The organism is Bacillus cereus (assembly GCF_002561295.1).
GTDB classification, from domain to species: domain Bacteria; phylum Bacillota; class Bacilli; order Bacillales; family Bacillaceae_G; genus Bacillus_A; species Bacillus_A cereus_S.
Genome location: NZ_NTUG01000036.1, coordinates 66,553 through 92,364, shown reverse-complemented (window position 1 = coordinate 92,364; position 25,812 = coordinate 66,553). Strand labels below are relative to the sequence as shown.

The window sequence follows — 25,812 nt, the reverse complement described above, 5'->3', positions numbered from 1 at the left end:
AAATTATTAAATGGTCATAAATTAGATGTTACAAATACAGAAAACGGATGGTCACAAATCAAATTAGATGGTAAAGACGTATTCGTAAGTGCAGAGTTCACAAAAAGCATCTATTACGTAACAGCAGACGTATTAAACGTACGTGCTGAAGCGAACACAAACTCAGAAATTCTTGGTACGCTTAAGAAAGACGATATAATTGAAACAACGCACCAAGTACAAAATGAGTGGTTACAATTCGAATATAACGGGAAAACGGCTTATGTTCATGTTCCTTTCTTAACAGGTACAGCACCTGTTATTGAAAAACAAGAAACACCTGCTCCTGCTCAAGCAGCAGCACCTGTAGCACAAGCAAAACCAGCTGCTAAGCCGGCTGTAAAAGCAGCAGAAACAAACGCTCCTTCTGGTGGTCGTGAACTAACAGTTGAAGCTACAGCATATACAGCTCATCCGAGCGAAAATGGCGGCACATACGGTGGCCGTGTATTAACTGCAATGGGTCATGACCTAACAGCGAATCCAAACATGAAGATGATTGCTGTTGACCCGAAAGTGATTCCATTAGGATCAAAAGTATGGGTAGAAGGATATGGAGAAGCAATCGCTGGTGACACTGGCGGTGCAATTAAAGGTAACCGTATCGACGTTCTAGTTGGCTCTGACGCAGCAGCTAATAAATGGGGACGCAAAACTGTTAAAGTGAAAATTTTAAAATAACCAATGACTGCTAACAATTCAGCCAGTTCTCAATATATGAGAACTGGCTTTTTAGGATATCGAGAAAAAGATTTTTACCAAATTGGTTGCTCATTTAAAATGGTAAATGAAATTATATCGGCGATTTTTCAAATATATCGATCATTTCTCAACATATATCGGCGCAAATCGAATTATATCGGCGATTCGACAAAGGATATCGGCCATACGACACATAACGACAACATAACTTTATCCGTATACACGTTTAACCGCTTATATGTTGGGAAATTCAAATAAATATATATAATAGCAATAAGGAGGTTACAATATGAACCCAAATGCAAAAGTAGATTGGATCGGTACACCGAAACCGTACATATACAAAGACGATGTAACATATGATGCGACCGCAATTGATTTTTCACTTGAAAAGGATGACAACCGTTATAAACTAATCGTGCTTAAGCACGAACAATCCGTTCAATATAAATTTATGCAATATGGCACAAAACCTGGCTCACAAAAGCCATTTCCAATTGATATACCATTTCAAGATGAAATGTTCCCGTTAGTAGAAAGAATTCTACAAGATCCATACGTACAAGCTTTTCGCACTTTGTAGGAGCATCGATATCCCGTATCAAATCGACATATATTCATGCGAATAACCCATATTGGATAAAAACAGGCTATCTCTTGATAAAAAGAGATAGTCTTTTCGCATTTTGACGTTCAATATATCCCGTATCAAATCGACATATATTCATGCGAATAACTCATATTGGATAAAAACAGGCTATCTCTTGATAAAAAGAGATAGTCTTTTCGCATTTTGACGTTCAATATTACGCACTCCAAAGTTTAATAACTCTTCCGCAACTCATTTTTTCTGTTTTCACTTCTTTTTGTTTATAATGGTAAAGGAAAGAAATCTTTGTACGGAGGAAAACTTATGCTGCAACATTCAATTACGAAAGATGAAATTATAATGATCGCCAATGAGTTTGTTCAAGGGCTCGATCCGCAGCAAGCAGCCGATCAAGAACATGTCGCTACCGCTCGGCACTTATATCGTAGCGGCCTCGTCTACAACGTTGACTTTGATGGCTATACGTTATCAGGTACCGTAGATGCTGAAGGAAATGTGTATAGTGTTCATATTCCGATTCGTAATATCGCAGAGAGCTATTGTGATTGCTTTGCGCCGACGCAGTGTGAGCACATGCTCGCTGTTTTACTATCCGCCGCTTCTAGCTTTGGATTAGTCGGAGAAGTATTAACATTATTTAAAAACAAAACGAAACCATCACTTCCGCCGATCCGAACAGCACGGCAAATATTACAGTCGTCTGCGTTTGAAGACACGGACTTTAAAAGTTGGCATGCATATTTTGAATCTGAATATAACGCCTTTAAAAAGGAACAAGCACGGCTCTCATATAGACAAATGTATTTTCTTATGAGTATCTTTACCGACTTTTACATGAAATTAGAACGAAAAGCGCCGCGCGTCATTACCATACATGAATTGTTTAAATTACACGCTGCACTCTTTAGCTTTCAAAAACTATTAGAAGAAATCACGGCCTTTGAGGCAAACAAAACGTATTCCTATCATCAACCAATTAACGTTGTTCGATTATTTGTCGATAAAGTGGAATCCATTGTACGTGACTTAAAGTCAGAATCAATTCCGGCTGAATGTGAACCAATTTTGCAAGAAACCGCGCAACAAGTGCATAACATCTTCTTCTCTACCGACTCCTATACACAAGAGAGATTCTTTATTTATCGGCATATATGGGGAGAATTGCTAGCAGAAGAAGGGTGGATACAAGAAGAAGGAAAACGAATCGATGCGAAGATGAATCCACTATCAAAAGCACTTGCCTCTTCTCACCTATTGTTTTTAAAACAAGAAGATCAATATGCGATGGACTTGCTCGAAACACAGCCCGCCCAGGTAGTTGGCCTTTACTTTGACTGGCTAGAAGATTTACTTAGCACAATGCAATGGGAGCGTGCTAAAAATTGGCTTTCGTTCACATATAAACAAGTGAAGAAAACGATACATGAGGGGGCCGATTCTCTTTTTATAAAAGATATCGTTCGTTTGTTCATCCTGATGTATGAAACATATGCAACGCACATAAATGAACAAGCCGGCCTGGAAATGATTTTGCAAGAACTACTGCCGTACAGCTTCCCAAACTACGAGCAATACGTACTAGCAAAAAAACAATATTATGCATGGACAGAACTCCATCTCTTATATGGATTTGAGGCTATCGAATTGCTCAAAGAACCACTGAAAGAAATCGAAAAAGAAGCACCAGAAGCAGCTCTTCCGCTCTATCATCTCGCCGCTGTGCAAGCAATTGAAGAACGGAATCGTAAGTCCTACCGCCGTGCAGTTCGCTACTTAAAGAAATTGCGCACGCTCTATAAACGACTGAAACGAACAGATGAGTGGCACATTTTCATTGTTCAAATCGCTAACTTACATTCACGCTTACGAGCACTACAGGAAGAACTGCGGAAAGGAAAGTTAATCGATGATCACACAAACTGAAGTAACAATTCGGCTCCAGCACATAAGTCAAGGTTGGTTCCTTTGGGGAGAAGATAAAACCGGCAATCTACTACCGATAAAAGATTGGAAACAAAATGCTTTCATATGGCACACAACCTCCTTCTTCGGTACCTTTTTAAAAGAAGCTACATATGAAGAACGAATGGGATTTGTGTTAACAAACGTCCAAGCTTTCGAGTATATTGCAAAGAAACCAATGAACTCTTTTGCCGGATTACAAATAAATGGTCCCATTACCGCTCTTACACCGAATGCCAAAGAGCTATGGGACCACTTTACAACTGGAAATTTCGTTCCTGATATGAAACACTGGCGTAATTATCCCTCATGGAAAGTAGCAGATGTTTCAATCCAAGACGAAACACTTGCATCACTTTTCTCTCATGCCATTAATGAAACAATTCGGCAAGATGCGCGCTCAAATGATGGCTGGGAAAATGCAAAGCGATTATATGAACATTACGACTTTACGAAAAGACAATTGGAAACATCACTTCATGAAGAAGATTGGTTCCGAAAAATTGGTTACATTGAAGACGATCTTCCATTTACAATTGGTCTTCGCCTTCAAGAGCCCCACGATGATTTTGAAATGTGGAAACTCGAAACAATTATTACAACGAAGCGTGGAGCACACCGGATATATGTATACAATGACATCGATTCACTACCAAAAAGATGGCATAGTTATGAAGAGCGTATTAATGAAACGCAAGAAGGATTTGGCAAGCTTGTTCCGTGGCTTCGTGAAGATGAGCACTTTCGAACCGAGCTCTATGAAACAGAAGCATGGAACTTCTTAACAGAAGCGAGCAACGAATTATTAGCAGCTGGCGTTGATATTTTACTACCATCTTGGTGGCAAAATCTAAAAGCAACGAAACCGAAGTTACGCGTTCAAGTGAAACAAAGTACAAATCAGACGCAGTCCTTCTTCGGTATGAACACTCTCGTTGATTTCGACTGGCGTGTTTCTACAGATGGTATTGATCTATCCGAAAGCGAATTTTTCGATCTTGTCGAGCAGAATAAACGACTCTTCAATTTAAACGGACAATGGATGAGGCTAGACCCTGCCTTTATTGAAGAAGTAAGAAAACTAATGAAGCGTGCAGATAAATATGGACTTGAAATGAAAGACGTCTTGCAGCAACACTTATCAAACTCTGCCGAAGTAGAAGTTGTCGAAGAAGACAATCCATTTACAGATATTGAAATTGAGCTAGATGGCTATTATGAGGAACTCATCCAAAAGCTCCTTCATATCGGAGACATTCCGAAAGCTCAAATCCCCTCTTCCTTACAGGCTACACTTCGCCCATACCAAGAGCACGGTGTGGCATGGCTCTTATATTTACGAGAGCTTGGGTTCGGAGCGTTATTAGCGGATGATATGGGACTTGGAAAAAGTATTCAAACAATTACTTACTTATTATATATGAAAGAAAATCGCCTCCAAACAGGACCGGCATTAATCATCGCACCGACATCTGTTCTTGGAAATTGGCAGAAAGAATTTGAACGCTTTGCCCCGAACTTACAGGTTCAACTGCATTATGGAGGTAATCGTTCAAAAGGAGATTCATTTAAAGACTTCCTTCAAGATGCTGATGTTATATTAACTTCTTATGCATTAGCACAACTTGATGAAGAAGAATTAAGTACACACTGCTGGGATGCAATCATCTTAGATGAAGCACAGAATATTAAGAACCCACAAACGAAACAATCAAGAGCGGTTCGTAATTTACAAGCAAATCATAAGATTGCTTTAACAGGTACACCAATGGAAAACCGTTTAGCAGAGCTATGGTCTATTTTTGACTTCTTAAATCAAGGGTACCTTGGGAGCCTTGGGCAATTTCAGCGTCGCTTCGTAACACCGATTGAAAAAGATCGTGATGAAGCGAAAATTCAGCAAGTACAAAGATTCATCTCACCATTCTTATTGCGCCGAACAAAGCAAGACCAAACAGTCGCATTAAACTTACCGGACAAACAAGAACAGAAAGAATACTGTCCGCTAACAGGTGAGCAGGCATCACTATATGAACAACTTGTACAAGATACGCTGCAAAATATTGAAGGGTTGACTGGCATCGAACGACGTGGCTTCATTTTACTCATGCTAAATAAACTAAAACAAATTTGTAATCATCCTGCTCTTTATTTAAAAGAAGAAACACCGATAGATATTGTGCAGCGTTCCATGAAGACACAAACATTAATGGATCTCATTGAAAATATAAAAGATCAAAATGAAAGCTGCTTAATTTTCACGCAATATATTGGAATGGGAAATATGTTACAGAAAATATTAGAAGAGAAATTCGGTCAACGTGTTCTCTTCCTAAACGGTAGTGTACCGAAAGCAGAACGGGATAAGATGATCGAACAATTCCAAAACGGAACATATGACATCTTCATCCTCTCATTAAAAGCTGGTGGCACCGGTCTGAATTTAACTGCCGCCAACCATGTCATTCACTATGATCGTTGGTGGAATCCAGCTGTCGAAAATCAAGCAACTGACCGTGCTTATCGCATCGGTCAAAAGCGGTTTGTACATGTTCATAAACTCATTACAACAGGTACGCTCGAAGAAAAGATCGATGAAATGCTAGAGCGGAAACAATCGCTAAGTAGCGCCATCATCACAAGTGATAGCTGGATGACGGAACTATCAACAGACGAATTGAAAGAATTGCTTGGCATGTAACAAGAAATGTCGCATATTGCTGAATGGTCGATATCTTATGTCGAATTACAGTTGATATATCTCAAAAATCACCGATATACGCGACAAGATACGATCAATATATATCCAATTTGATTTTCCAACATATAAAGTTCAACTAATAATCAGTGGGATTTTCTTCATCCCCCANNGCAGTTGATCTCCCACCTAAAAGAAATGGTTTTATGTTGGTCTTTCAATCTGTATTTATATATGAAAAAGGAGCTATCCCTACCTAAAGGTTAGCTCCTTTTTCTATTCCAAAACCAATTGCTTATTATAATACCAGTCAATCCGCCTGTCGTATCTAAAACTGAGTCTTGCCACATCGGTGTACGGTCTCCTGTAAACGATTGATGAATTTCATCAAATGTCGCATATCCTGCTACAAAGAGAAGTGCGAATAAGAAGGCCTTTTTTCTCGAATATCCTGAACGATGCAATGCATAGTATGTCAGCGCTCCGAGCATAAAGAACACCATAAAATGAGCCCCTTTACGAAGGAAAAACTCAACAAAACCGCCAACACCTTTATTTTCAATACTGACTGGTGTTCCTCCACCATAATCAATCGATACCCATGAAAAATGTTCTTCCACAAATTGAGATGGAATATACTTTTCAATATCTGAACGCATATCCTGCTTCTTATACGGCTGTGCTGAAGAATAAAAAATAATCCCCATCCAAATTAAAACGGGAATCCAAACTAACCATTTACGATTCATCTTTAGAAACTCCTCTCTTATTCTTCTAAGCGTACCAAAAAAAAGAAAAAATTTCACGCCAAAATATGACCGTTGCCTCCTATATATATAGCGAAAAGGGGGTGACAAACATGGCGATTGAAACAATTGTAACTGATTTAAGCTTACGACTTGTTCTAAACGGCGGCACAGACAACAATGGGAAAACGATTTTAAAAAACAAACAGTTTAAACGAGTAAAACCAAATGCTGAAGCTACAAAAGTCCATGAAGTGGGACTTGCTCTTGCTTCCTTGCAAGAATTAAAGCTTCACGCAGTTCAGCTTTTAAGCACATCTGATATCTCAAATCCGTAAATTTTAATGAAAAGGAGGTAAACAAAAATGACAGTACTCGAGCTGATTTTCTTAAAAGAAGATGGAAAAACCGTCGTCTTTTCTATCGACAACCCAGTTACACCGGTGAATGAACAAACCATTAGCCAAGTAATGGACACAATTCTCTCCTCTGCAATTTTCTTATCACTTAGCGGGAACACTCGTAAAAAGGGAGCACGACTTGTTGAAAAGACAGTATCAGAAGTAACACTTGCTCCTTAAACAAAAAGGACGAAGCTGCATCACTTTGCAGCTTCGTCTTTTTTCTTCGGCATCTCAATTGGAATAAAAATATGAGAAAGCCCAACCGAAACATATTTATAATTTTCTTTCCCTAGTGTAAATTCTGTCGTATATGTCGAGAAGAAAATATAATCGCTTCGCTTTGTATAATGGTTAATCAATAAGTCAACTTGAGGCTCTACATATTTCTTCCCTAACTTCTTACCAATTGTCGCAAGTTCACCAATAAGCCCGTCTGGATCTTCTTTTTCAACATCTGTTAACTTTTTGCTAATATCATTGCGCTTCATAAATTGCTTTGCCGCCCATTCCGTATATTCCCCTTTACTTGGGTTACTATTTGCTAAATATACGAAAAGAAGGACAACAAGTGCCATAATAATATACTTCCGTTTCATACTCTATCACCGCCTAACTGTTTCTATTTTCATATATATGTACAAGCGATGCAAATTAGAAAACTTACTAATTATAAAAAATGGAAATCCTCACAGAAACTTTACAAAAATTTACAATTATTTAAAATCATTTTTATATTCAATCTATATACTAAAATATGTAACATACCACTTTTAAAGGAGGCTTTTGAGTTGGATGCTCCAGCCAATCTTCATGCTATTTCTAGTATTGTAATGATGCTGCTGCCTTACGAACATCCTTTTTATCGTACTCAAATTCATACCACAAAAGAAATTCTCTGTTCACCGAAAACGCCATTGGAACTCATAAAAGAACTTATTATCTCGCACAATTATTCTACATATGAAGGAAGACGAAAAGCAATTATTGAAAAATGGAATTTACAACAAAATACACCGATTCCCATTAATCATCGCCGTTTCATTTGTACCATTCCAACAAAATCTCCTAAAGCTTGGGATTGCATCTGGGTCTCCTACAAAAGCATTAAAACAATCACCAAAAACAAGGATGATCAAGCTATACTCAATTTTTACAATGGGGAAACCATGACCCTCCCCATATCCTACTACAAAATGAAACAGCAATGGAGAAAAGCTGGTAATCTAATCGCTCAAATGATGCTTGATGATTTTCATAATGACTTTTAACATAAATGATAAACTGCCCGCAAATAACGGGACAAAATGGAGGCAAAGATATCCCTTGCCTCCATTTTATTTTCACTATATCTCTGCACGCATCTTCTCCAGCGCACGCCGATATATCCATCTCGCTTGATAATATGTCATCCTCATCTCCTCGGCAATTTCATGTATCTTCTTTCCAGCATAAAAACGTTCGAAAATAACATACTTCTCTTGCTCATCTAACACACTCATATAATCTTGAATTTCTGAAGGTACTTCCGCCTCGCATACATTTTGCAGAATTTCTTGTTCCACACACGTATGCCGTTTTTGAAATTTACTTTCCTTCTTTAGCTTCTCTAATAAATAGCCGCGCACTGTTACAAATGCATACGCTGAAAAAGTACCTTTCTCCCCCTCGTATTTTTCATACGCCTTCCAAAGCCCAATTAATCCGCATTGATAGTACTCTTCATAATCCTTATACAAACAAAGTTTCTTCATCTGGTTTTTAATCATCTTTTCGTACAATGTAACTGCCTCTGTAAAAGTAGCCGGTTTCATATCGTACCTTTTTCTAAAAGGTATACCTCTTTGTTATTCCGCGGTACCTTTACAATATAAGAAGATAAGTGGAGTTTCATGGTGGGTTATTTGAAATTCTGTATAGGGAATTTCAAATTTAGTTAAGGAGAATTTGAAATACTAGGATTGGTATTTCAAATACATACACAATTAAAAAACGGCCCCCTATGAGGAGCCGTTATCATCTATATATCTTATTATGCTTTCGGGAACATACCGCCGATTGCACCGAATCCTAATGTTAAAAGGAAGAAAATAACAACAAGAATCGTTGCTTGTTTCTTACTTAACCCAGCCGTAATGTGTAATCCTAATCCTGCTACTACTAATCCCCAAATTGCAAATACCTCAAACTGTTTTAGAACGCCATGTACAACACCACCAGTAGAAGCAAATAATGGCCCTAAGCCTGTATACATTTCTTGTCCATTCCCACCTAGAATAAATGCTAATACTATATTTACAATGGCACCAAGAATAGTAATAATACTAGAATAAACAGTGATTGCTAGCAATTTTTTATAAGGAGTATCATTGCTCATAAACATCATTAACACTTTATACACAACTGCACCAAGAAAGAATGTAATTATAATCACAAGAGCTGCAAAGAGAAAGCCGCCGCCTAAAGTAAATGCCAATGGCAATTCCATACCAAGCTCTTTATTTTGCGCTATAGTCGCAGGGTCTTGGGAATATAAATATGACGCAAGAGCTCCCATAATCCCGCCTAGTAGAGCCATTAACCAAAACGCACCCCAAACTGCATTACTATTCTTCATTTTCTCAAACTGCACTCCAGGAGATGTAATCATTCCCAGTAACGATGGTTTTTCCCCGCTAATCTTTTGCGAATTAACATTCGGTTCCATTCTAACAACCTCCTCGTATTTATATCACCCGTTCTAGCGGGCGGTTCACTTTCTCTTTTCTAGAGACTGTGAACCGCCCGCTAGAACAATATTGATTTTTCAACTTATAAATCGTTGCTATGAACAATAAAAATTCATTTGCACTCTTGTCTGCTCTTTGCTTTTACTTAGCATGGATCCACCTAAAAGAAATGGTTTGATCCTACGCCTCCATTCTCCCCTATCTAAAGGTTATGAACACAAAAGAAGACTTCCTCTCTCTTCCTACTTTTGTCCTCACACGGCATGGGATCCTAAAAGGCACTGACCGCTTCTATCCCACGGCGGATCCTCTCTCCTATCCAAAAAAGAAAGGTTTTATATCTTTTCTTGCATGTGTAGTAGAGAGTTCCTCTACTACACTAGCAACCTATTCATAACGAAGTGCTTCAATTGGATCTAATTTCGCTGCTTTATTCGCTGGAATTAATCCGAAAATAATACCGAGTGTCATCGAGAATACTACGCCGCCAACGACAACTTCCCACGAAACGAGCGGTGGCCATTTTGCAAATGTAGACACAATATATGCACCCCCATAACCAAGACCGATTCCAATTAATCCACCAAGAAGTGTTAACATAACCGCTTCAATTAAGAATTGTAGTAAGATCTTACTGCGCGTCGCTCCAAGTGCTTTACGCACACCAATTTCGCGCGTACGCTCCGTTACAGATACAAGCATAATGTTCATAACACCGATACCACCAACGACTAGTGAAATCCCCGCAATACCGCCGATGATCATTGTCATGATACTTGTTACTTTCGAAACACCTTCTTGGAATTCTTTTAAATTCACCATTTCATATTTACCTGAGATCTCACTTGGCTTACGACTATTTAACACTTCAACAGCCTTTTTACCAGCAGTCTCCAAACTATCTACATTTTTTGACTGCACGGCGATACTTTGAATTTCATCTGTTCCATATAAAGTTGGCCATAATGTAAGAGGAACTAACGCTTCTGAAGGCCCCATTCCCATAAACGAATTTTCCGACTCATATACACCGATAATTTGCATCGGTTGGCCTTTCATCTCAATAATTTTCCCGACAGGGTTTTCTTTCTCAAATAACTCCGCCATTTTTGTGCTAATCATTACAACGTTATTGCCCTGTGAAATATCATTCTCATTGAGCGAGCGACCTTTTTTGACCTTCACTTTGTTTACTTTGAAATACTCACTATCTAGTCCAATAACATTAACCATCTCTTTTTTATCATTAATCTCAAGTGGTTCCATCGTACTATTTGTTATAATTACATGTGAAATTTCTGGGATTTTCTTTACTTCAAAAATATCTTCCTCTGTTATTTTGGGCATTTCTGCTGCTCCCATCCCATACGGATCATTGATATCTGCAGCAAAATGAATTGGCATTACATTATTACCAGAGCCGGCAATTTGCGACTTTAACATCGCTTCCCCGCCCTGCCCAATCGCAACAACAGTAATAATGGAACCGACGCCAATAATAATCCCAAGCATCGTAAGTGCCGAGCGCAGTTTATGAGCTAGAATAGAAGATAGGGCAATTTTGATACTATCTAGTAAACTCATACCGCACACCTTCTATCTTCTGTAATTTTCCCGTCCCTTAACACAATGCGGCGTGAAGAATACGCCGCGACTTCTTCTTCATGCGTAACCATAACAATCGTCGTACCTTCTGCGTTTAGCTTTGTGAAAATGTCCATAACTTGCTGTCCAGACTTCGTATCAAGGGCACCTGTTGGCTCATCGGCCATAATAAACGTTGGATCATTCGCAATAGAGCGCGCGATAGCCACACGCTGCTTTTGTCCACCTGAAAGTTCACTTGGCAAATGATGCACGCGGTCCGACAATCCAACCTTTCCAAGTGCCTCAAGAGCCCTTTGGCGGCGCTCTGCTTTCTTCACACCACCATAGATAAGCGGAAGTTCAACATTTTCTACTGCCGAAAGACGTGGCAATAAGTTAAAGTGCTGGAATACAAAGCCAATATATTCATTACGGATGAGGGCTAGTTTTGCCTCGTCTGCTGTTAAGATATTCACATCGTTCAACATATATTCGCCTTCTGTTGGACGATCTAAACAACCGATAATATTCATGAGCGTTGATTTCCCCGAACCAGATGGTCCCATAATGGAAACAAACTCACCGCTTTGAATCGTTAAACTAATACCATGTAAAATCGGTACCGCCAGCTTCCCTTGATAATATGTTTTATGAATATTGTTTAATGTAATCATTTCTCTTTCACTTCCATTCCGTCATACACATCATCGGAAGGATTTTTAACCACCTTTTGCCCCACTGTTACGCCTTCAAGAACTTCTGTCCAGTCTCCATCAGTAGAACCTTTTTTCACATTTTGTTTACGAAGTTTTCCCTTTTCTTCTACATAAACAAATGGTTCACCATCTTTTTCTACAATGCTCTTGCTAGGAACAGCAATCATCTTTTTATTTTCTAAATTTACTTGTAAGGATACATGATAGCCTGGCGATAAACCTTCCTGTCCATCAAGACTTGCTTTATATGTATACTGAGACATGTTTTGTGTTCCCTCAGCACCACCTGCTTGCGCCATCTCTGCACTTGTCGGGAATTCACTTACTTCTGTAATTTTCCCTGTCCATTTCTGTTTACTATTTGCTTTAGCTGTTGCAGTAAATGTTTGATCCTTTTGAATTTGTGATTTCTGAAGTTCTGTTAACGTCCCATGAATTTGGAACGGATCTTTAGAGGCGATTTGTAAAAATGATTTCCCTTGTCCACCCATTGCTTGCGCTGAACTTTGTGCTGCATCTTTATCTAACTTTTGGACAACACCAGCGAAATTACTATAAATTGTGAGTTCACTTTGCTTTTTCTTTAACTCTTCTGCTTGCAGTTGACCTTTTTCTTTCTCAAGATCAGCTGTTTTTTGCCCTATTTCTAGTTCACTTACTTGCTCTTCCATCGGTTCTGTTACTTCTTTCCCAGCACCGCTATCTTTCGCTTTCTTAATCTCTTTCTTTAATGAATCTATTTTCTTTTTCCCTTGATCATAGCGCATACTTGCCATTTTTTGATCAAGTTCAGCTTGCTTCATTTGTAAATTAATTTCTTCATTCTCATAAGAAAATAGTGCCGTTCCTTTTTCTACCTCTTGCCCTTCTTTCACTGCAATATCCTTCACTTTTCCTTTGCTCGGATCTGCATAGAAACTTTCAATATTTCCAGGTTTTACTTGCCCTGAAATCAATTTCGTATTATTAAGTGTACGCTCTGTTACTTTCTCAAAACTAACAGCGTCTCCCTTTGCTGTGCCTTTTTTCTTCCCTTGCACCATAAAAACATTGATTGCTACAACGGCGACGATAAGTGCAATAACTCCAATGATAATCCATTTCTTCTTTTTGTTTGGAGTACGAACGGTATTTGGTATCATATTCTCTCTCCTTTATATATTTATATAGTAATTATAAATTATATAAAACTTTCAGAAAACGATAGCTATATAGATCCAATTAAAAAAATATAAACCCTTTCTTTTTAGACGGGATAGAGCATCCGGCCATGCATAGTAGCGGTCAGTGCCTCTTCCTGCCCCATGCCAAGTAAAAACAGATAGAGAAAATGAGTGCAGGTTACTTTTTGTTTTTCATAGCAGTGATTCATATGCAAAAAAACCAAAAGCACCTGAGATCGTGGAAGTTGTAGATTATCAACCAAATTTGGCCCGCCTTCTCTCCTTCTTAGCAGCGAATTATATGTGGAAAAATTAAAATGGATTTATATACTTTTACATTATTACGCTTTCTTTACAAAGTTTTACACCATCACTTATATTGTAACAAAAATGCCAATGTTTAGAAATATAACAGCTTATCTTTTAAGCAAGTTTTAAGAAACAAAAAACATACTCATCTCATTAAAAAACCGCCTTACATTAGGCGGTTTGAACTTTTTCTCCACATATTAAATTTCACTTGATCATCATCATACTCTAGCGGAGACGTTGTTACATCTTTTCTCATCTCACGCGGAATTTTCTTTTCTACCGTTAGCAACGCTTCATATTCATTAGCCCGCATCGCCCTTTGTACAATACCTTCTTCATCGCCTTGCTTATCTAACATCCATCCCGTTTCACTGTTTAACTGTTTACGGAACTCCTCTTTTGCCTCTTCATCTAGAAACATACTTCCATTCACTTTCAAATATGTCTCCACCCTCATCGGAAGCCACTCTACTTCATAATCTTCTACTAAACAAATCGAAAGCCCGATCGGCGTACTACGCACGACAAAATCAAATGTACAATCTTGCTGTGTGACTGTTGCGGAACAGAATAAAAATGTTTCTACCTCTGATACAAAAATTCCCACTTTCCAGCATCTCCTTTATACATATTAATTTGCCTTACTAATTCCCACTAAATTTTAACATTTGTTTTTGAAGATATTGTAAAACGAATGTTAAGTTTCTATATATAATGGATCAATAATGCTATTTTCCTTTTTAAACAAACGTTTGATTAAAAAAAGAGAACCTATCAATTGATAGATTCTCCTTCCATAAACTATTATGCAATTTTACCTTCAGGACCTTTTCTCTCATGTCCACGTTGAACGATCAATAGGAATAATGTTGATAAAATACCACCTGCTAATAGTAAGATGAAGCAACCGTCCCAACCAGAGCTATCAACGATAAATCCGATGACTAGGTTTGCTGTAAGACTTCCTCCTACATAAGCAAATAGACCACACATACCAACTGTTGTACCTACTGCAAATTTCGGCACTAATTCCATTGCACTTAAGCCAATTAGAAACTGAGGCACATAAATTAAACAACCGATGATAGAAACCGCAATACTCACAACAAGTACGCTAGATGCTTGCCAATATACAAACGTTCCAATAACAACACCTACCATACTAATAACACATAGTGGCATACGTTTTCCTTTAAATAACTTATCACTTAAGAAACCAACGATTAATGAACTTGGAATCGCCATTCCTTCAAAAATAGAGTACGCTGCATGTGACTGTGCTTGTGTAAATCCTTTAACTGTTGTTAAGTAAATCGGTACCCAGTTAATAACACCGAAACGAATTAAGTAAACGAATGCGTTCGCAATACATAAGTACCAAACAAATTTGTTTTTCACTACATATTTCATCAAAATCTCTTTTGGTGACATCTTGTTTGCATTGTCTGCTTTTTCAAGATTTTCATAGTCATTTCGATATTCATCGATTGGAGGAAGACCAGCTGATTCTGGTGTATCCTTCGCATTGATCCAAACGAGAACAGCAATGACCATCGCAATAATCGCCGGGAAAATAAATACGCCGCCTTGCCAATGGCTTTCACCGAAAATACCTACACCGATACCAACAAGTGGTGGTACAAGCATTCCGCCGACGTTATGTGAAATATTCCAAATACCTGTTTTTGTACCGCGTTCTTTCTTCGAGAACCACTTTGTCATAACAATACTACAAGGTGGTGCCCCCATACCTTGTACAATACCGTTCAGTACAAGTAATGTGATGATCATTCCAAATGAATGAGCAAAACCAAAGCAAAGATTGACAAGCCCTGATAAGAATAAACCGACCGCTATAAAGCGCTGGGCGAACGCTTTATCCGATAAATTCCCCATAAAGAATTTACTAAATCCATAAACAATTGCCATGACCGAACCTAGTAATCCAATTTCAGAAGCACTAAAACCGTATTCCTTCATTAAATACGTACTTGATAAAGTAAAGTTACTACGAACTAAATAATACGCTGCATATCCAACTGAAATACCGATTAATACACGAAGACGCAGTAGTCTATATACTTTATCAATCATATTCGCTGGTAATCTTTCTACCATTGGTGCTGGTTTCAACCAATTAAACATACCATCTCTTCTCCTTTTCTCATTCCTGAGAGAGACGTTGTCTATTCCATATCTCGATGACCCCGCTATTTGATATATCTTTGTTTGTTCTTCTAACAGGCTGACCTTCTATTTCTTTCTCGTTCTTCGTAAGCATCGTTGGTACGCCAAACGAAACCTTTTCCAAAATATGCCCCGCTTCTTCTGATAAACAATAATTAATAAATAAATCCGCTATAATACCACTCGGTGCATGTTTTAATTTTGAAATCGCATTAACAGATAATCCTGTCTGCGCTGGAACTTTGCTCACAATCGGAAAGCCTTGTTTTTGAAGCATCCGTTGATCTCCCATAAAGTTAATACCGATCATATATTCACCACTCGCAACATACTCCGCCGGCATGTAACCATTCATCGTCACTTCTGCCACTTGTCCAGCAAGGCTCTTTACATAACCTTTCGCCTCTTCTTCGCCAAACATATCAATAAGCGATCCGAAAAGCGTATATGCTGTTCCCGATATATTCGGGTCAGGCATGACAATCTCTCCAGCATACGCGGGGTGTAATAAGTCTTTCCACTCTGATGGATAAGAAAGACCAAGCGGCTCTATCTCCTGCTTCCACCGCTCTTTATTTATAGCGATAGCAAGCTGCTCTACTTCATAGCCATACCAAAATCCATCCTGATCTTTAACGGCTTTTGAAATGCTACTGGTATGCTCACTTATAACAGGAATAGATAGATTTTTTTGCTTCATCATTTGATGTGCATCTACTGTACCACCGATGATGATATCTGCCTTCGGGTTTTTTGCTTCCTTTTCTACTCTCCGAAGAATCTCTTCTGTAGAAAGACGAATAAATTCATACGTGCACCCGCGTGGTTTACAAAATGATGATAGAAGTGCTTCACCGACTTCTTCACGCGCTGCTACGTATGCAACAAGATGACGATCTTTTAAATTTGGAAGACCATTTTTATTATATTTAATAGAGGTAGTATCTCGAGAGCAACTAGACATCGCTCCTCCAATTACTAGCACAAAGAAGAAAAAGGCTATCTTTCTCATGAAACATTCTCCTTTACAAATAACGTTGCTAGGGAGCCTTTCATATACATTACATTCCCATTATTATCGCCAATATATTGAACGACAAAGTAAGAAGGATATACAGAAATCGTTAAAATATCCTCACGTTCATTCTTCACATGCTTACCATTTTGATAAGCGGTAATATAGACGATTGGATCCCTCTGCAATTGCAGTAACTTCTGAATTTCTCCGTAGTCTGTAATTTGCTTCGCTTGCCGAATAGAATCAAGTATTGGCGCAAGATTTGTAGTACGCACTTCTTCTCCTTGCCTCACTATGACCTCCTTCGCCTCCGCAAAGAAATTGCTAATAGACTCCGGCGTATAATACAAGCTCAGCAAATACGTTTGAAATGCGGAAATCATTGGATCCATACCTTGCTTTCCGTATACATTTGTCCCGTACTGGAACAAGTCACCTACTGCAAAAGTACGCCTATGTCCGTTCAAGTACGTTACTTCTCCAGTAAATACTTGTTCGCGAATCTTCGCTTCTGTTTGCTCTATTCGAATCTTGTCAAAGAATGAAACAATCGCATGTAGACGAACTTCATCTGTTACAACTACTTCTCCCCACTTCTCATGTCTTACTCTCACTTCAGTAGGAAGAGATTCACTTGCTCTTTCTAAAACGACCTGCTTGTCATCCAAAATGGTAACGCGGTTATACAATTGCTTCTCTATTACATAAAACAAAATAAGAGCAGCAATCATACAAAAGACAAACAAGAGAATTTGAAATGATAGCCTTTTCATTTCTGCCTACCTCCACAATAAAAAAACGTTGTTTCGAAAATACCGCATAATTGTTTCATAAATGTATCATTTAACCGCTTTCAAGTTTTTTATATCTTCCATGCGTCTCGGCAGCAAAAATGTGATAGCAATCATCATTCCCATCTCCTCACTACTTTCAATTCGCATGCTTCCGCCTTGCTTGTTCATAATCTCCTGACAAATGAACAAACCGTATCCATTTCCATAACTAGAAGAGAGTATTTTCCCTTTCGGAGAACGATTCCATTCTGCAAGTATCGCTTCATCCATACCAATCCCATTATCATGGATGAGAACTTTCGCTTCCTCTTCATTTACAACAACATTCATCCTCATTTGCGTCGCATCACTATATTTAATTGCATTATCAAACACATTTAAGAAAATTTGCTTCGTCTTATCAAAATCAGCAACAACCTGCACCTCTGTTAATTCATTGATAACTTCTATCTCATATTGCTCTAGACGAGGCTTCACAATCGAAATCGCTTCTTCCGCAATTTTCTTTATATCGACAATCGTCGGAGAAACTTCAAACGTACTCGTTCCGTACTTCGAAGATTGTAACAATTCTTCAACGAGCGATAATAGACGATGACTTTCAATGGAAACATATTGAAGGCTTTCCTCTACATCCCGCGAAGACTCCAGTTTCGGAATTAAATCTACATATCCAATAATCGCAGTAAGCGGTGTTTTCAGCTCATGTGTAATGCGGTCTAAGAAATCCTTTTGCTTCTCCTTCTCTTCTTTTAGCTGCGTTATATGCAGTTCAATTGCATCGGCCATCGCATTGAAAGACGCTGATAACTGGGCAATTTCTACATACTCATTTAGCTCAATTTTACTTTTATAATCCCCGTTTGCGAGCCGTTTTGCCATTTGTCTTAACTGATCAATTGGCTTATGAAGAGATTTCGCTAAACGAATCGCAAAGAAAATTCCGCCACTGGCTAAACAAATCGATGTAATAAGAAATGTCCAACTCACGTTCATTAAGACCTCTTTCTCATCTTGCAATTCATTAATAAAGCGAATCGCTCCGATGACATCGCTTCCATAATAAACCGGACTCGAGAATAAAAGAAGTGGTGCTGGATCACCATTTTCAAACACATATGCCTTCTTTCCACGTAACGACTGGTCAATATCTACATTCTTATGCAGCAAGGCTCCTTTTTCTGTATCGGCAACAACATCACCATTCTTCCCAATCATCTGTACACGAACATCCATCCGCTTTGCTAAATAAGAAGCAATAAGCAATGAGTTCGGTCCGAGTGTCTCCATATCTGCTTCTTTCTCTAAATAGTTCATCGTATAAATTTGTGCTTCTACACTTAACTTCTCTAAAGAGCCTGCAGCATTATGATACATATTCTTTTCCAGTGAAATATAAATCACCGTATAAAGGAGAAACAAAATCGGAATCAACAATCCTACTATACCAAATACCATATTTCGTTTTAACGACATCTTATCACCTTTTAACACTCCAACTTATACCCAACGCCATAAATCGTCTTAATGCTGTCACCGCTTGCCCCAAGCTTCTTACGAAGGCGCTGCACCATAATATCCACCGCTCTCGTATTTCCCGTGTATTCAAAACCCCACACTTTCTCTAATAGCTCATCACGCATAAACACGCGCTGCGGATGCGAAGCAAACAACTGGCATAAATTAAACTCACGGTACGTTAAATCAATTTCTTCTCCATTCACATGCAATTTCCGCTCTTTCGGATAAATGATGAGCTCACCAGCCCGAATGATCTTATTATCCTTAGGCACTCCCTGCTTCATTACACGCCGTGCCATATTCTTCACCCGAAGAATCAGCTCTGCATGATTAAATGGCTTCGTCACATAATCATCCGCACCAAGCTGAAGGCCAAGCAACTTATCATTCATTTGACTCTTCGCTGTTAACATAAGTACAGGAATATCCCGGTCCTTCTCCCTAAATACGCGAAGCAATTCATAACCATCCGTATCGGGAAGCATCACGTCTAAAATCAATACATCCGGCTCCTCGGTCCACCTTTGCAAAGCTTCATTCCCATCAGCTGCAGTAAGCACTTCATATCCTTCCATCTCCAGCTGCATACGAATCAAATTCCGAATGCTCGATTCATCATCGACTACAAGTATTTTCATGATTCCCCCTCCTTTCGCAGTACATTTTAGTATAGCAAATATCTTATACAAAAAGAGAGTGTATTGTCGAACATATGTTGAACGACGATACACTCTCTTTTATCCCGCATTAACGGGCAGTAAGACCCCCAGAAAAACAAGAAAGGTGGGGATCAACTGCCCGTAAANNGTTCAACTAATAATCAGTGGGGGGTGGAGCAAACCCCACTGATTAAAGTTTCACTTTATCAATCATTTTTACTTATCATATCCTTGTGGCTTGCTTTGATGCCAATTCCATGCGTGTTCAATAATTGTTTTCACGTTTGTATATGCTGGGCTCCAGCCTAGCTTTTCTTTCGCTTTTTGAGAAGATGCAACAAGGCGTGCTGGATCTCCAGCTCTTCTTGGCGCAACTTCTGCTGGAATTTCATGATTTGTTACTTCACGAACAGCTTCAACAATCTCTTTTACACTAAATCCGTTACCGTTTCCTAAGTTATAAAAGTCACTGTCTCCGCCGTTTTGTAAATCCTTAAGTCCAAGGAAATGAGCCGCTACTAAATCATCAACGTGGATATAGTCGCGAATACATGTACCGTCTGGTGTATTGTAGTCATCACCAAACATCATAATTTTCTCACGTTGTCCTAAAGCAACTTGCAGAACAAGCGGAATTAAATGCGTTTCTGGGCGATGATCCTCACCAATGATACCGCTTGGCGTTGCACCAGCTACGTTAAAGTATCTGAAAACTTTATATTTTAAACTCGAAGCTTGGCTATACCAATGCAACATTTTTTCAATCGCTAATTTTGTTTCTCCATATGTGTTCGTAGGGTTTGTTGGTGTTTCTTCTGAAATCAATTCAACATCTACATCTCCATATGTTGCGGCAGTTGATGAGAAGATAAATTTATCAATCTTGAACTCATCCATTACCTCTAGTAAACATAGTGCACCATATACGTTGTTATTATAGTATTGAAGCGGTTTTTCCATGCTCACACCAACTAAAGAGTCCGCTGCAAAATGCATCACTGCATCAATTGTTTCTTGCTTGAAAACGTCTCTTAAGAAACTTTTATCACGAAGATCGCCTTTATAAAATTTCACGCCTTCTGCAATTGCGTCCTCATGACCTGTTTGCAAGTTATCCACTACGATTACAGATTGCCCTTCATCAACTAACTTTTTCACCGCGTGAGAGCCGATATAACCTGCTCCGCCACAAACTAAAATAGAACCCATATTTTCCACCTGACTTTTCATTTTTTTTGACCTATAAAATATAGCTTAGCTACTTTTATTTTATATGGCAAGAAAAATTCCAATTTTTTCATAAAACCATCACTAGTTGTCATTTTGCTAAAACAGCTAGTTTTTCTTCTACTTTTTTCAAGTCCTCGATAGAATCAATTTCAAAACTATCGTTACTATCGATTTTGTACAAATGAACATTTAGATCTTGAATATTATCTTTGACGATATTATCCCAGTATAGTTCACCGAAATCTTCCTGATCTACCACTTCTTCTAGTTTTTTCACAATATGAACGCCATCTTCTTTTGACCAATACGAAATACCGCATAAGATGTAGTCATCATCACCGTCACCGATTTCAATATCATATACTTTACGATTTTCGTCGTGCTTAATGATCCATTCATTACGGAAATCTTCTTTCTTCGCACTGAAGTATAAAGATGACTCTGGATTCTCTATAAAGATATTACGGTGTAAATACACATCAGCATCCATTACGTATGCATCTTGCAAGTATTCACGAACTAAATACATTGTATAAATATTGTTGTACACATTATATTTGTCATTGTGCACAAGCTTCACATTATATTTATCAACAAGATAATCGAACTTCTCAGCTAAGTAGCCTGTTACGACAATAATTTCTTCCACGCCGATTTCTTGTAAATATTCAATTTGACGCTCTAGCATTGGCTTGCCATTTACCTCTACTAATGATTTTGGAGTCGTTAACGTTAATGGACGTAAACGAGTTCCCATACCTGCCGCTAATAAAATCGCTCTCACGTTACTTCACCTCTATATTTTTTCGCTTTCATAAATTCAGATATATCCGCAACTGTTAATATAGCCCCTACAAGGATCGCAATACAACAAATAATTAGCTTCCATGAGAAAGGTGCTCCTAATGCTAACATCGAAATGACAACTGCCCATGCCGAATACGTAATGTTAAGTGCCATCGCTTTTGTCGGTCCAATTTCATGAATTGCCTTATAGTAGAACACATAAGAAGCTGTTCCCACTAGCGCAATCACAATAATTAACAGAAACTCGCTGCTCATCACAACTTCCCTCGTTAAGAAATGCCCTCCAACTGAAGGTAAAATAACAAGTCCGTATGTTGTTGCTGAAACAAGCTGACGAATTTGGAGTGCTTCTTCTGGAGATACTTCTTCATCCTTCATACCGTACGCACAGATTACACATTCTAATCCCCAGCCAACGATACAAATAAGGACGAAAATAAATCCTAACATATAATTTTCAGTAGCAAAACCATCGCCTGTAAATCCAAGTACAATAATAAACGTAATACTAATAACTAAGCCAAGCCAGTTCCATGAACGAAGGCGATCTTTCAAAAATATAAATGCAAAAAGCGCACCAACTGCTGGATATACTGCCGAAATCGCTGCTGTATAAGAAGCTCCGATATACTTTACAGCTAATACATAAAACGTCATCCCAATCGGTCCACCCATAAGTGCCCCTAACATAACAAACCGTCCACTTCTCGTTTTCAGCTTAGAAAGGGCCGTTTTCAGTTGACCCTTTACCCCCATATAAAGCATCATCCATAACGTTGACATAAAGTCGTGTAAAAACGTACTTACAAGCGGAGCAAGAAACACAACTTGTTCTGTCGCTAACATCAATTGTGAAGATAAGATAATTCCAATCAATACCGTATCTACAGCCCAAGCAAAACCAGAAAAGATTCCATAAAATATGCCTTTACTTTGCACTTTTCTCATCGTATATCCCCCACTACAACTCTAAGAAGAGCTGTAAATTTCCCTTCGCACGATTGTAACGATCTATTCCATATGTCCCAAAATCGCTTCCTGCCTGTTCTTTAATCTTTGTCCAAATGCTCCATAAGAAATCTTGGAAAATCTTATTCATTAATATTCTTCTCTGATAAGACTCGTCTGCTTCTTCGTTAAAGTAATAAGATAAAAATAACTCTTCCTCTTCTAAAGAAAAATCGCACTCTAAACTATGTGCTGCAATGTCCCACATCGGATCATTCATGCCGCCATATTCCCAGTCGATTAAATATACTTTGTCTTCTCCACTCTTAACAAAGTTTTCAGGAACCGTATCATTATGACAAGGTGTTACTGCAACATCCATTGCCTCATACAGATCCTTTAATCGCATCACTTTGTTCTTCACTTCTGCATAATCATCGAAGTTAGAACCATTTACTTTATTTAATAACCCTTCATAATGCTCGATTTTCTCAAATACATTGAAGGTACTATTCATCTCGGCATCCGAACTGTGTAATTCCTTTAATATATTTGCGGTTAACTTCATATTATCGCTACGTTTTGCTGTTTTCGGATTTAATGTTTCTGCATTTGGAATTAACGCAGCTAATTTCACACCTGTTTCTTCATTAAAGTATAAAAGTTCAGCATCAATTCCTAACTCACTTGCTAAATTAGCCGTTTCCATTTCATCACGGCGGCTAATCATCTCTTCTGTACCGCTACCTGGAATACGTAGCACATATTCTGCTGTTCCAACACTTACTTTGAAATTCGTATTCGTCATGCCACCAAATGGTTGAATGTCTGCAATTTCATCTTTTGAAATAGAAAGTGCTTCCGAAACATACTTTTTAATTTGTCGTTCTTTAAACTCCGCTTCTTTTTTCACTAAGCGAGGATAGATTTTATTTTTCACCACTTCATATTGCTTCGGTGTATCAATCTCTGCCCATACAACATCTGCTAACTTTGCATAACCAACATCGTACAACCGTGCCGCATCAAGAAGTAAATATTCATAGTTCACATATGGATTTTGATTATGACGGAATGTCGCTAACATATTCATAAACACGTCATACGAAATTTTAGAAATCCCAACCATCTCACCATCGATACGATTTAACTGATGAATGTCTTTTGAAATTTTATACAAATAGCCATCTTGAATCTCAACAAACGCTTCATCACCAGATCCACTCTCATTTGTAATTAATACACAGTCTGGTTCTGGATGGTTTAACACTTGTACAAGAGCTTTCTCTTCTATTAAAATATCATCTTCAATTAATAAGAAATCATCCGTAATATGCTCCCCAGCCGCTGCTAGCGATGCCATTGATCCCGTCCACTTATATTTTGGATTCTCGACAAAGTGTACATTATGACGGCCTGTCCAGCCCTCAAACTGCTCCTTCTTGTAGCCAACAACTACCACAATCTTCTCAATCCCATTGTTTTTCAGAATTTCTAAACTACGATCTAATAAAAGCTTTTCCCCAACGGTTAATAAACCAGATGGCTTCCCAAACTCATGACGCTTCCCAGCTGCAAGAACAACTGCTTGCGTAACCTTCTTACTCTCTTTGCGATGAACTCTAAGCTTCTTCCCTTGATAAGCCGCTAGTTCCTGCCTCATATATTCAAAGCCTTTCTTATACAAATAATAATTCATGTATTTGCCTGACTTTTCGCTATAGATATATTGATTTTTTGTTAAATCATTCATAATATAATTCACTTTACCAACAGATATATTGCAGTGCTCCGCAATCTTTTTTTGGTTCATCTGCGGGTTTTGATTAATAACTTCTAATATATTTAATACTTGTTGCATAGAGCTCCCCTCCATAACCTAATTCATCCGTTCATTTTTTGAACATGTTGTCATTTTATCACTTATAGACGCTAACGTAAATATTTTGTAAACTTAATGTGTACTTTGTAAAGAGCATCCTTTATAAATAATATTAAGAAGAAATAGCAACAATAAAAATATCAGAAACAATATATAAAAGCACAGTAGTTGCGTATCAATTTATCACTGATGTATAATATATACTTAAATTTGTGGTTGCAGTCTCTTTCCATGCAATCGAAAACATTAAAATTTGTTGTATTGATTAGAACATTGGAGGAATTTATTTTGAATTCGAGACAATTATCCCCCTTAGAGCAAGCTCAAAAAGTGATGCTGCATATGCTCATAACGGTTCATGAAATTTGTAAAGAACATGATATTAAATTTTGGATCACAGACGGTACTTTACTAGGGTCTGTTAGACATAAAGGATTTATTCCTTGGGATGACGATGCAGATCTTGCGATGCTAAGAGAAGACTACGAGAAATTCTTGCGCATTATTCCAAACCATTTACCAGAGCCATATAAACTAGAAACAGAAAAAGTAAATACACACGGTAAACATAACTGGACAAAAATTCTTTACTTAGATGACTTTGAGTGGGAAGAAAGCGATGGTACAAAGAGAAAAGGAATATCCATTGATATTTTCCCATTTGACTATGTTTCTGAAACTGCTACACCGCTAGAAAAAATTGTACGCAAACTTGCCGCAATCAATTATCCTTCCCAAATTAACGGCCCAGCAGATATAGCAAGAAGACTGCTCAACAAATCAAAATTCTTTAAACTATATGCAAAAGGCCTTAAAAAAACAGATAAAGTAACGTACGGACTAGAAACTGGCTATTACAGATGGCATAACTTTACGCTTACTGAAATCTTCCCGTTAAAAGAGGGCATTTTCGATGGACACATGTTCCCTGTCCCAAACAATGCAGACAGCTACTTATCAGGAATGTACGGAGACTACATGCAAATACCAGAAGAAAGCCAACAAAAAGCTCATATGCAAAATTTAAAAGCGACAAAGGAACACGTATAAAATAAGGTGCTACGTAAAGAATACGTAGCACCTTATTTACTCTATACATAC

26 protein-coding genes are annotated in these 25,812 nt (G+C 38.2%); 8 read left to right on the top strand and 18 right to left on the bottom strand.

Annotated features, from left to right (window positions below; translation table 11 throughout):
• The 4 genes from CN373_RS19425 to CN373_RS19410 all read left to right on the top strand — a co-directional run.
• On the top strand, positions 1–720 hold a 720-nt coding region (locus tag CN373_RS19425; protein ID WP_098359966.1), incomplete at its 5' end, for a 3D domain-containing protein.
• A 310-nt stretch (positions 721–1,030) separates the two neighbouring features.
• On the top strand, positions 1,031–1,324 hold the full coding sequence (locus tag CN373_RS19420; RefSeq protein ID WP_098359965.1) for a DUF3910 family protein: 294 nt from the start codon (positions 1,031–1,033) through the stop codon (positions 1,322–1,324).
• 330 nt (positions 1,325–1,654) lie between these two features.
• Positions 1,655–3,274 (top strand): SWIM zinc finger family protein, encoded by a 1,620-nt coding sequence (locus tag CN373_RS19415; RefSeq protein ID WP_098359964.1) that lies wholly within the window; start codon positions 1,655–1,657, stop codon positions 3,272–3,274.
• Positions 3,258–6,014, top strand: a complete 2,757-nt coding sequence (locus CN373_RS19410) for a DEAD/DEAH box helicase (protein ID WP_000632677.1) — start codon at positions 3,258–3,260, stop codon at positions 6,012–6,014. The genes CN373_RS19415 and CN373_RS19410 overlap by 17 nt, the downstream gene beginning before the upstream one ends.
• A 260-nt stretch (positions 6,015–6,274) precedes the next feature.
• Here CN373_RS19410 and CN373_RS19405 read toward each other — a convergent pair whose 3' ends face one another.
• Positions 6,275–6,760, bottom strand: coding sequence for a VanZ family protein (locus CN373_RS19405; RefSeq protein ID WP_001080722.1), 486 nt, complete (start codon positions 6,758–6,760; stop codon positions 6,275–6,277).
• Between the two features lie 110 nt (positions 6,761–6,870).
• On the opposite strand from CN373_RS19405, the gene CN373_RS19400 reads away from it, so the two are divergent.
• Both CN373_RS19400 and CN373_RS19395 read left to right on the top strand, forming a co-directional pair.
• Positions 6,871–7,095, top strand: coding sequence for a DUF1659 domain-containing protein (locus tag CN373_RS19400; RefSeq protein WP_000963864.1), 225 nt, complete (start codon positions 6,871–6,873; stop codon positions 7,093–7,095).
• A gap of 27 nt (positions 7,096–7,122) precedes the next feature.
• Positions 7,123–7,338 (top strand): DUF2922 domain-containing protein, encoded by a 216-nt coding sequence (locus tag CN373_RS19395; RefSeq protein ID WP_000217075.1) that lies wholly within the window; start codon positions 7,123–7,125, stop codon positions 7,336–7,338.
• Between the two features lie 20 nt (positions 7,339–7,358).
• Here CN373_RS19395 and CN373_RS19390 read toward each other — a convergent pair whose 3' ends face one another.
• Positions 7,359–7,757: a DUF4359 domain-containing protein gene (locus tag CN373_RS19390; RefSeq protein ID WP_098359963.1), complete on the bottom strand. Its 399-nt coding sequence runs from the start codon at positions 7,755–7,757 to the stop codon at positions 7,359–7,361.
• 192 nt (positions 7,758–7,949) lie between these two features.
• On the opposite strand from CN373_RS19390, the gene CN373_RS19385 reads away from it, so the two are divergent.
• Entirely contained in the window at positions 7,950–8,429 is a 480-nt protein-coding gene (locus CN373_RS19385) for a competence protein ComK (RefSeq protein ID WP_240519119.1), read from the top strand.
• A gap of 75 nt (positions 8,430–8,504) precedes the next feature.
• On the opposite strand, the gene CN373_RS19380 is transcribed toward CN373_RS19385, so the two are convergent.
• From CN373_RS19380 to CN373_RS19305, 16 genes are all read right to left on the bottom strand, one after another.
• On the bottom strand, positions 8,505–8,972 hold the full coding sequence (locus CN373_RS19380; protein WP_098359961.1) for a sigma-70 family RNA polymerase sigma factor: 468 nt from the start codon (positions 8,970–8,972) through the stop codon (positions 8,505–8,507).
• A gap of 218 nt (positions 8,973–9,190) precedes the next feature.
• On the bottom strand, positions 9,191–9,865 hold the full coding sequence (locus CN373_RS19375) for a Yip1 family protein (RefSeq protein WP_098359960.1): 675 nt from the start codon (positions 9,863–9,865) through the stop codon (positions 9,191–9,193).
• 409 nt (positions 9,866–10,274) lie between these two features.
• Positions 10,275–11,471, bottom strand: coding sequence for an ABC transporter permease (locus tag CN373_RS19370; protein ID WP_098359959.1), 1,197 nt, complete (start codon positions 11,469–11,471; stop codon positions 10,275–10,277).
• A complete protein-coding gene (locus CN373_RS19365; RefSeq protein WP_000631632.1) occupies positions 11,468–12,148 on the bottom strand; it encodes an ABC transporter ATP-binding protein in 681 nt (226 codons plus the stop codon). Before CN373_RS19365 ends, CN373_RS19370 begins: the two co-directional genes overlap by 4 nt.
• Positions 12,145–13,332, bottom strand: a complete 1,188-nt coding sequence (locus CN373_RS19360) for an efflux RND transporter periplasmic adaptor subunit (protein WP_000612807.1) — start codon at positions 13,330–13,332, stop codon at positions 12,145–12,147. The genes CN373_RS19365 and CN373_RS19360 overlap by 4 nt, the downstream gene beginning before the upstream one ends.
• A gap of 104 nt (positions 13,333–13,436) precedes the next feature.
• The gene (locus tag CN373_RS25415) at positions 13,437–13,616 is read right to left on the bottom strand and encodes a hypothetical protein (protein WP_000228193.1); all 180 of its coding nucleotides are present in this window, start codon (positions 13,614–13,616) and stop codon (positions 13,437–13,439) included.
• Positions 13,617–13,828: 212 nt separating this feature from the next.
• On the bottom strand, positions 13,829–14,272 hold the full coding sequence (locus CN373_RS19350; protein ID WP_098359958.1) for a hypothetical protein: 444 nt from the start codon (positions 14,270–14,272) through the stop codon (positions 13,829–13,831).
• Between the two features lie 197 nt (positions 14,273–14,469).
• The gene (locus CN373_RS19345) at positions 14,470–15,810 is read right to left on the bottom strand and encodes an MFS transporter (protein WP_098359957.1); all 1,341 of its coding nucleotides are present in this window, start codon (positions 15,808–15,810) and stop codon (positions 14,470–14,472) included.
• A gap of 19 nt (positions 15,811–15,829) precedes the next feature.
• Entirely contained in the window at positions 15,830–16,864 is a 1,035-nt protein-coding gene (locus CN373_RS19340) for an ABC transporter substrate-binding protein (protein WP_098359956.1), read from the bottom strand.
• Positions 16,861–17,643 (bottom strand): DUF3919 family protein, encoded by a 783-nt coding sequence (locus CN373_RS19335; protein WP_098359955.1) that lies wholly within the window; start codon positions 17,641–17,643, stop codon positions 16,861–16,863. Before CN373_RS19335 ends, CN373_RS19340 begins: the two co-directional genes overlap by 4 nt.
• Positions 17,644–17,709: 66 nt before the next feature.
• Complete coding sequence (locus CN373_RS19330; RefSeq protein ID WP_098359954.1) at positions 17,710–19,140, bottom strand: HAMP domain-containing sensor histidine kinase; 1,431 nt, start codon at positions 19,138–19,140, stop codon at positions 17,710–17,712.
• Positions 19,141–19,151: 11 nt separating this feature from the next.
• Positions 19,152–19,823 carry a response regulator transcription factor gene (locus tag CN373_RS19325; RefSeq protein ID WP_098359953.1) on the bottom strand — a complete coding sequence of 224 codons (672 nt, stop codon included), beginning with the start codon at positions 19,821–19,823 and terminating at the stop codon, positions 19,152–19,154.
• Between the two features lie 237 nt (positions 19,824–20,060).
• Positions 20,061–21,053: a UDP-glucose 4-epimerase GalE gene (gene galE / locus CN373_RS19320; protein WP_098359952.1), complete on the bottom strand. Its 993-nt coding sequence runs from the start codon at positions 21,051–21,053 to the stop codon at positions 20,061–20,063.
• Positions 21,054–21,162: 109 nt separating this feature from the next.
• Positions 21,163–21,858 (bottom strand): NTP transferase domain-containing protein, encoded by a 696-nt coding sequence (locus CN373_RS19315; protein ID WP_098359951.1) that lies wholly within the window; start codon positions 21,856–21,858, stop codon positions 21,163–21,165.
• Positions 21,855–22,829 (bottom strand): DMT family transporter, encoded by a 975-nt coding sequence (locus tag CN373_RS19310; protein WP_001233438.1) that lies wholly within the window; start codon positions 22,827–22,829, stop codon positions 21,855–21,857. Before CN373_RS19310 ends, CN373_RS19315 begins: the two co-directional genes overlap by 4 nt.
• Before the next feature lie 13 nt (positions 22,830–22,842).
• On the bottom strand, positions 22,843–24,690 hold the full coding sequence (locus tag CN373_RS19305; protein ID WP_098359950.1) for an NTP transferase domain-containing protein: 1,848 nt from the start codon (positions 24,688–24,690) through the stop codon (positions 22,843–22,845).
• A 309-nt stretch (positions 24,691–24,999) separates the two neighbouring features.
• On the opposite strand from CN373_RS19305, the gene CN373_RS19300 reads away from it, so the two are divergent.
• The gene (locus tag CN373_RS19300; RefSeq protein WP_098359949.1) at positions 25,000–25,761 is read left to right on the top strand and encodes a LicD family protein; all 762 of its coding nucleotides are present in this window, start codon (positions 25,000–25,002) and stop codon (positions 25,759–25,761) included.
• Positions 25,762–25,812 lie beyond the last annotated feature (51 nt).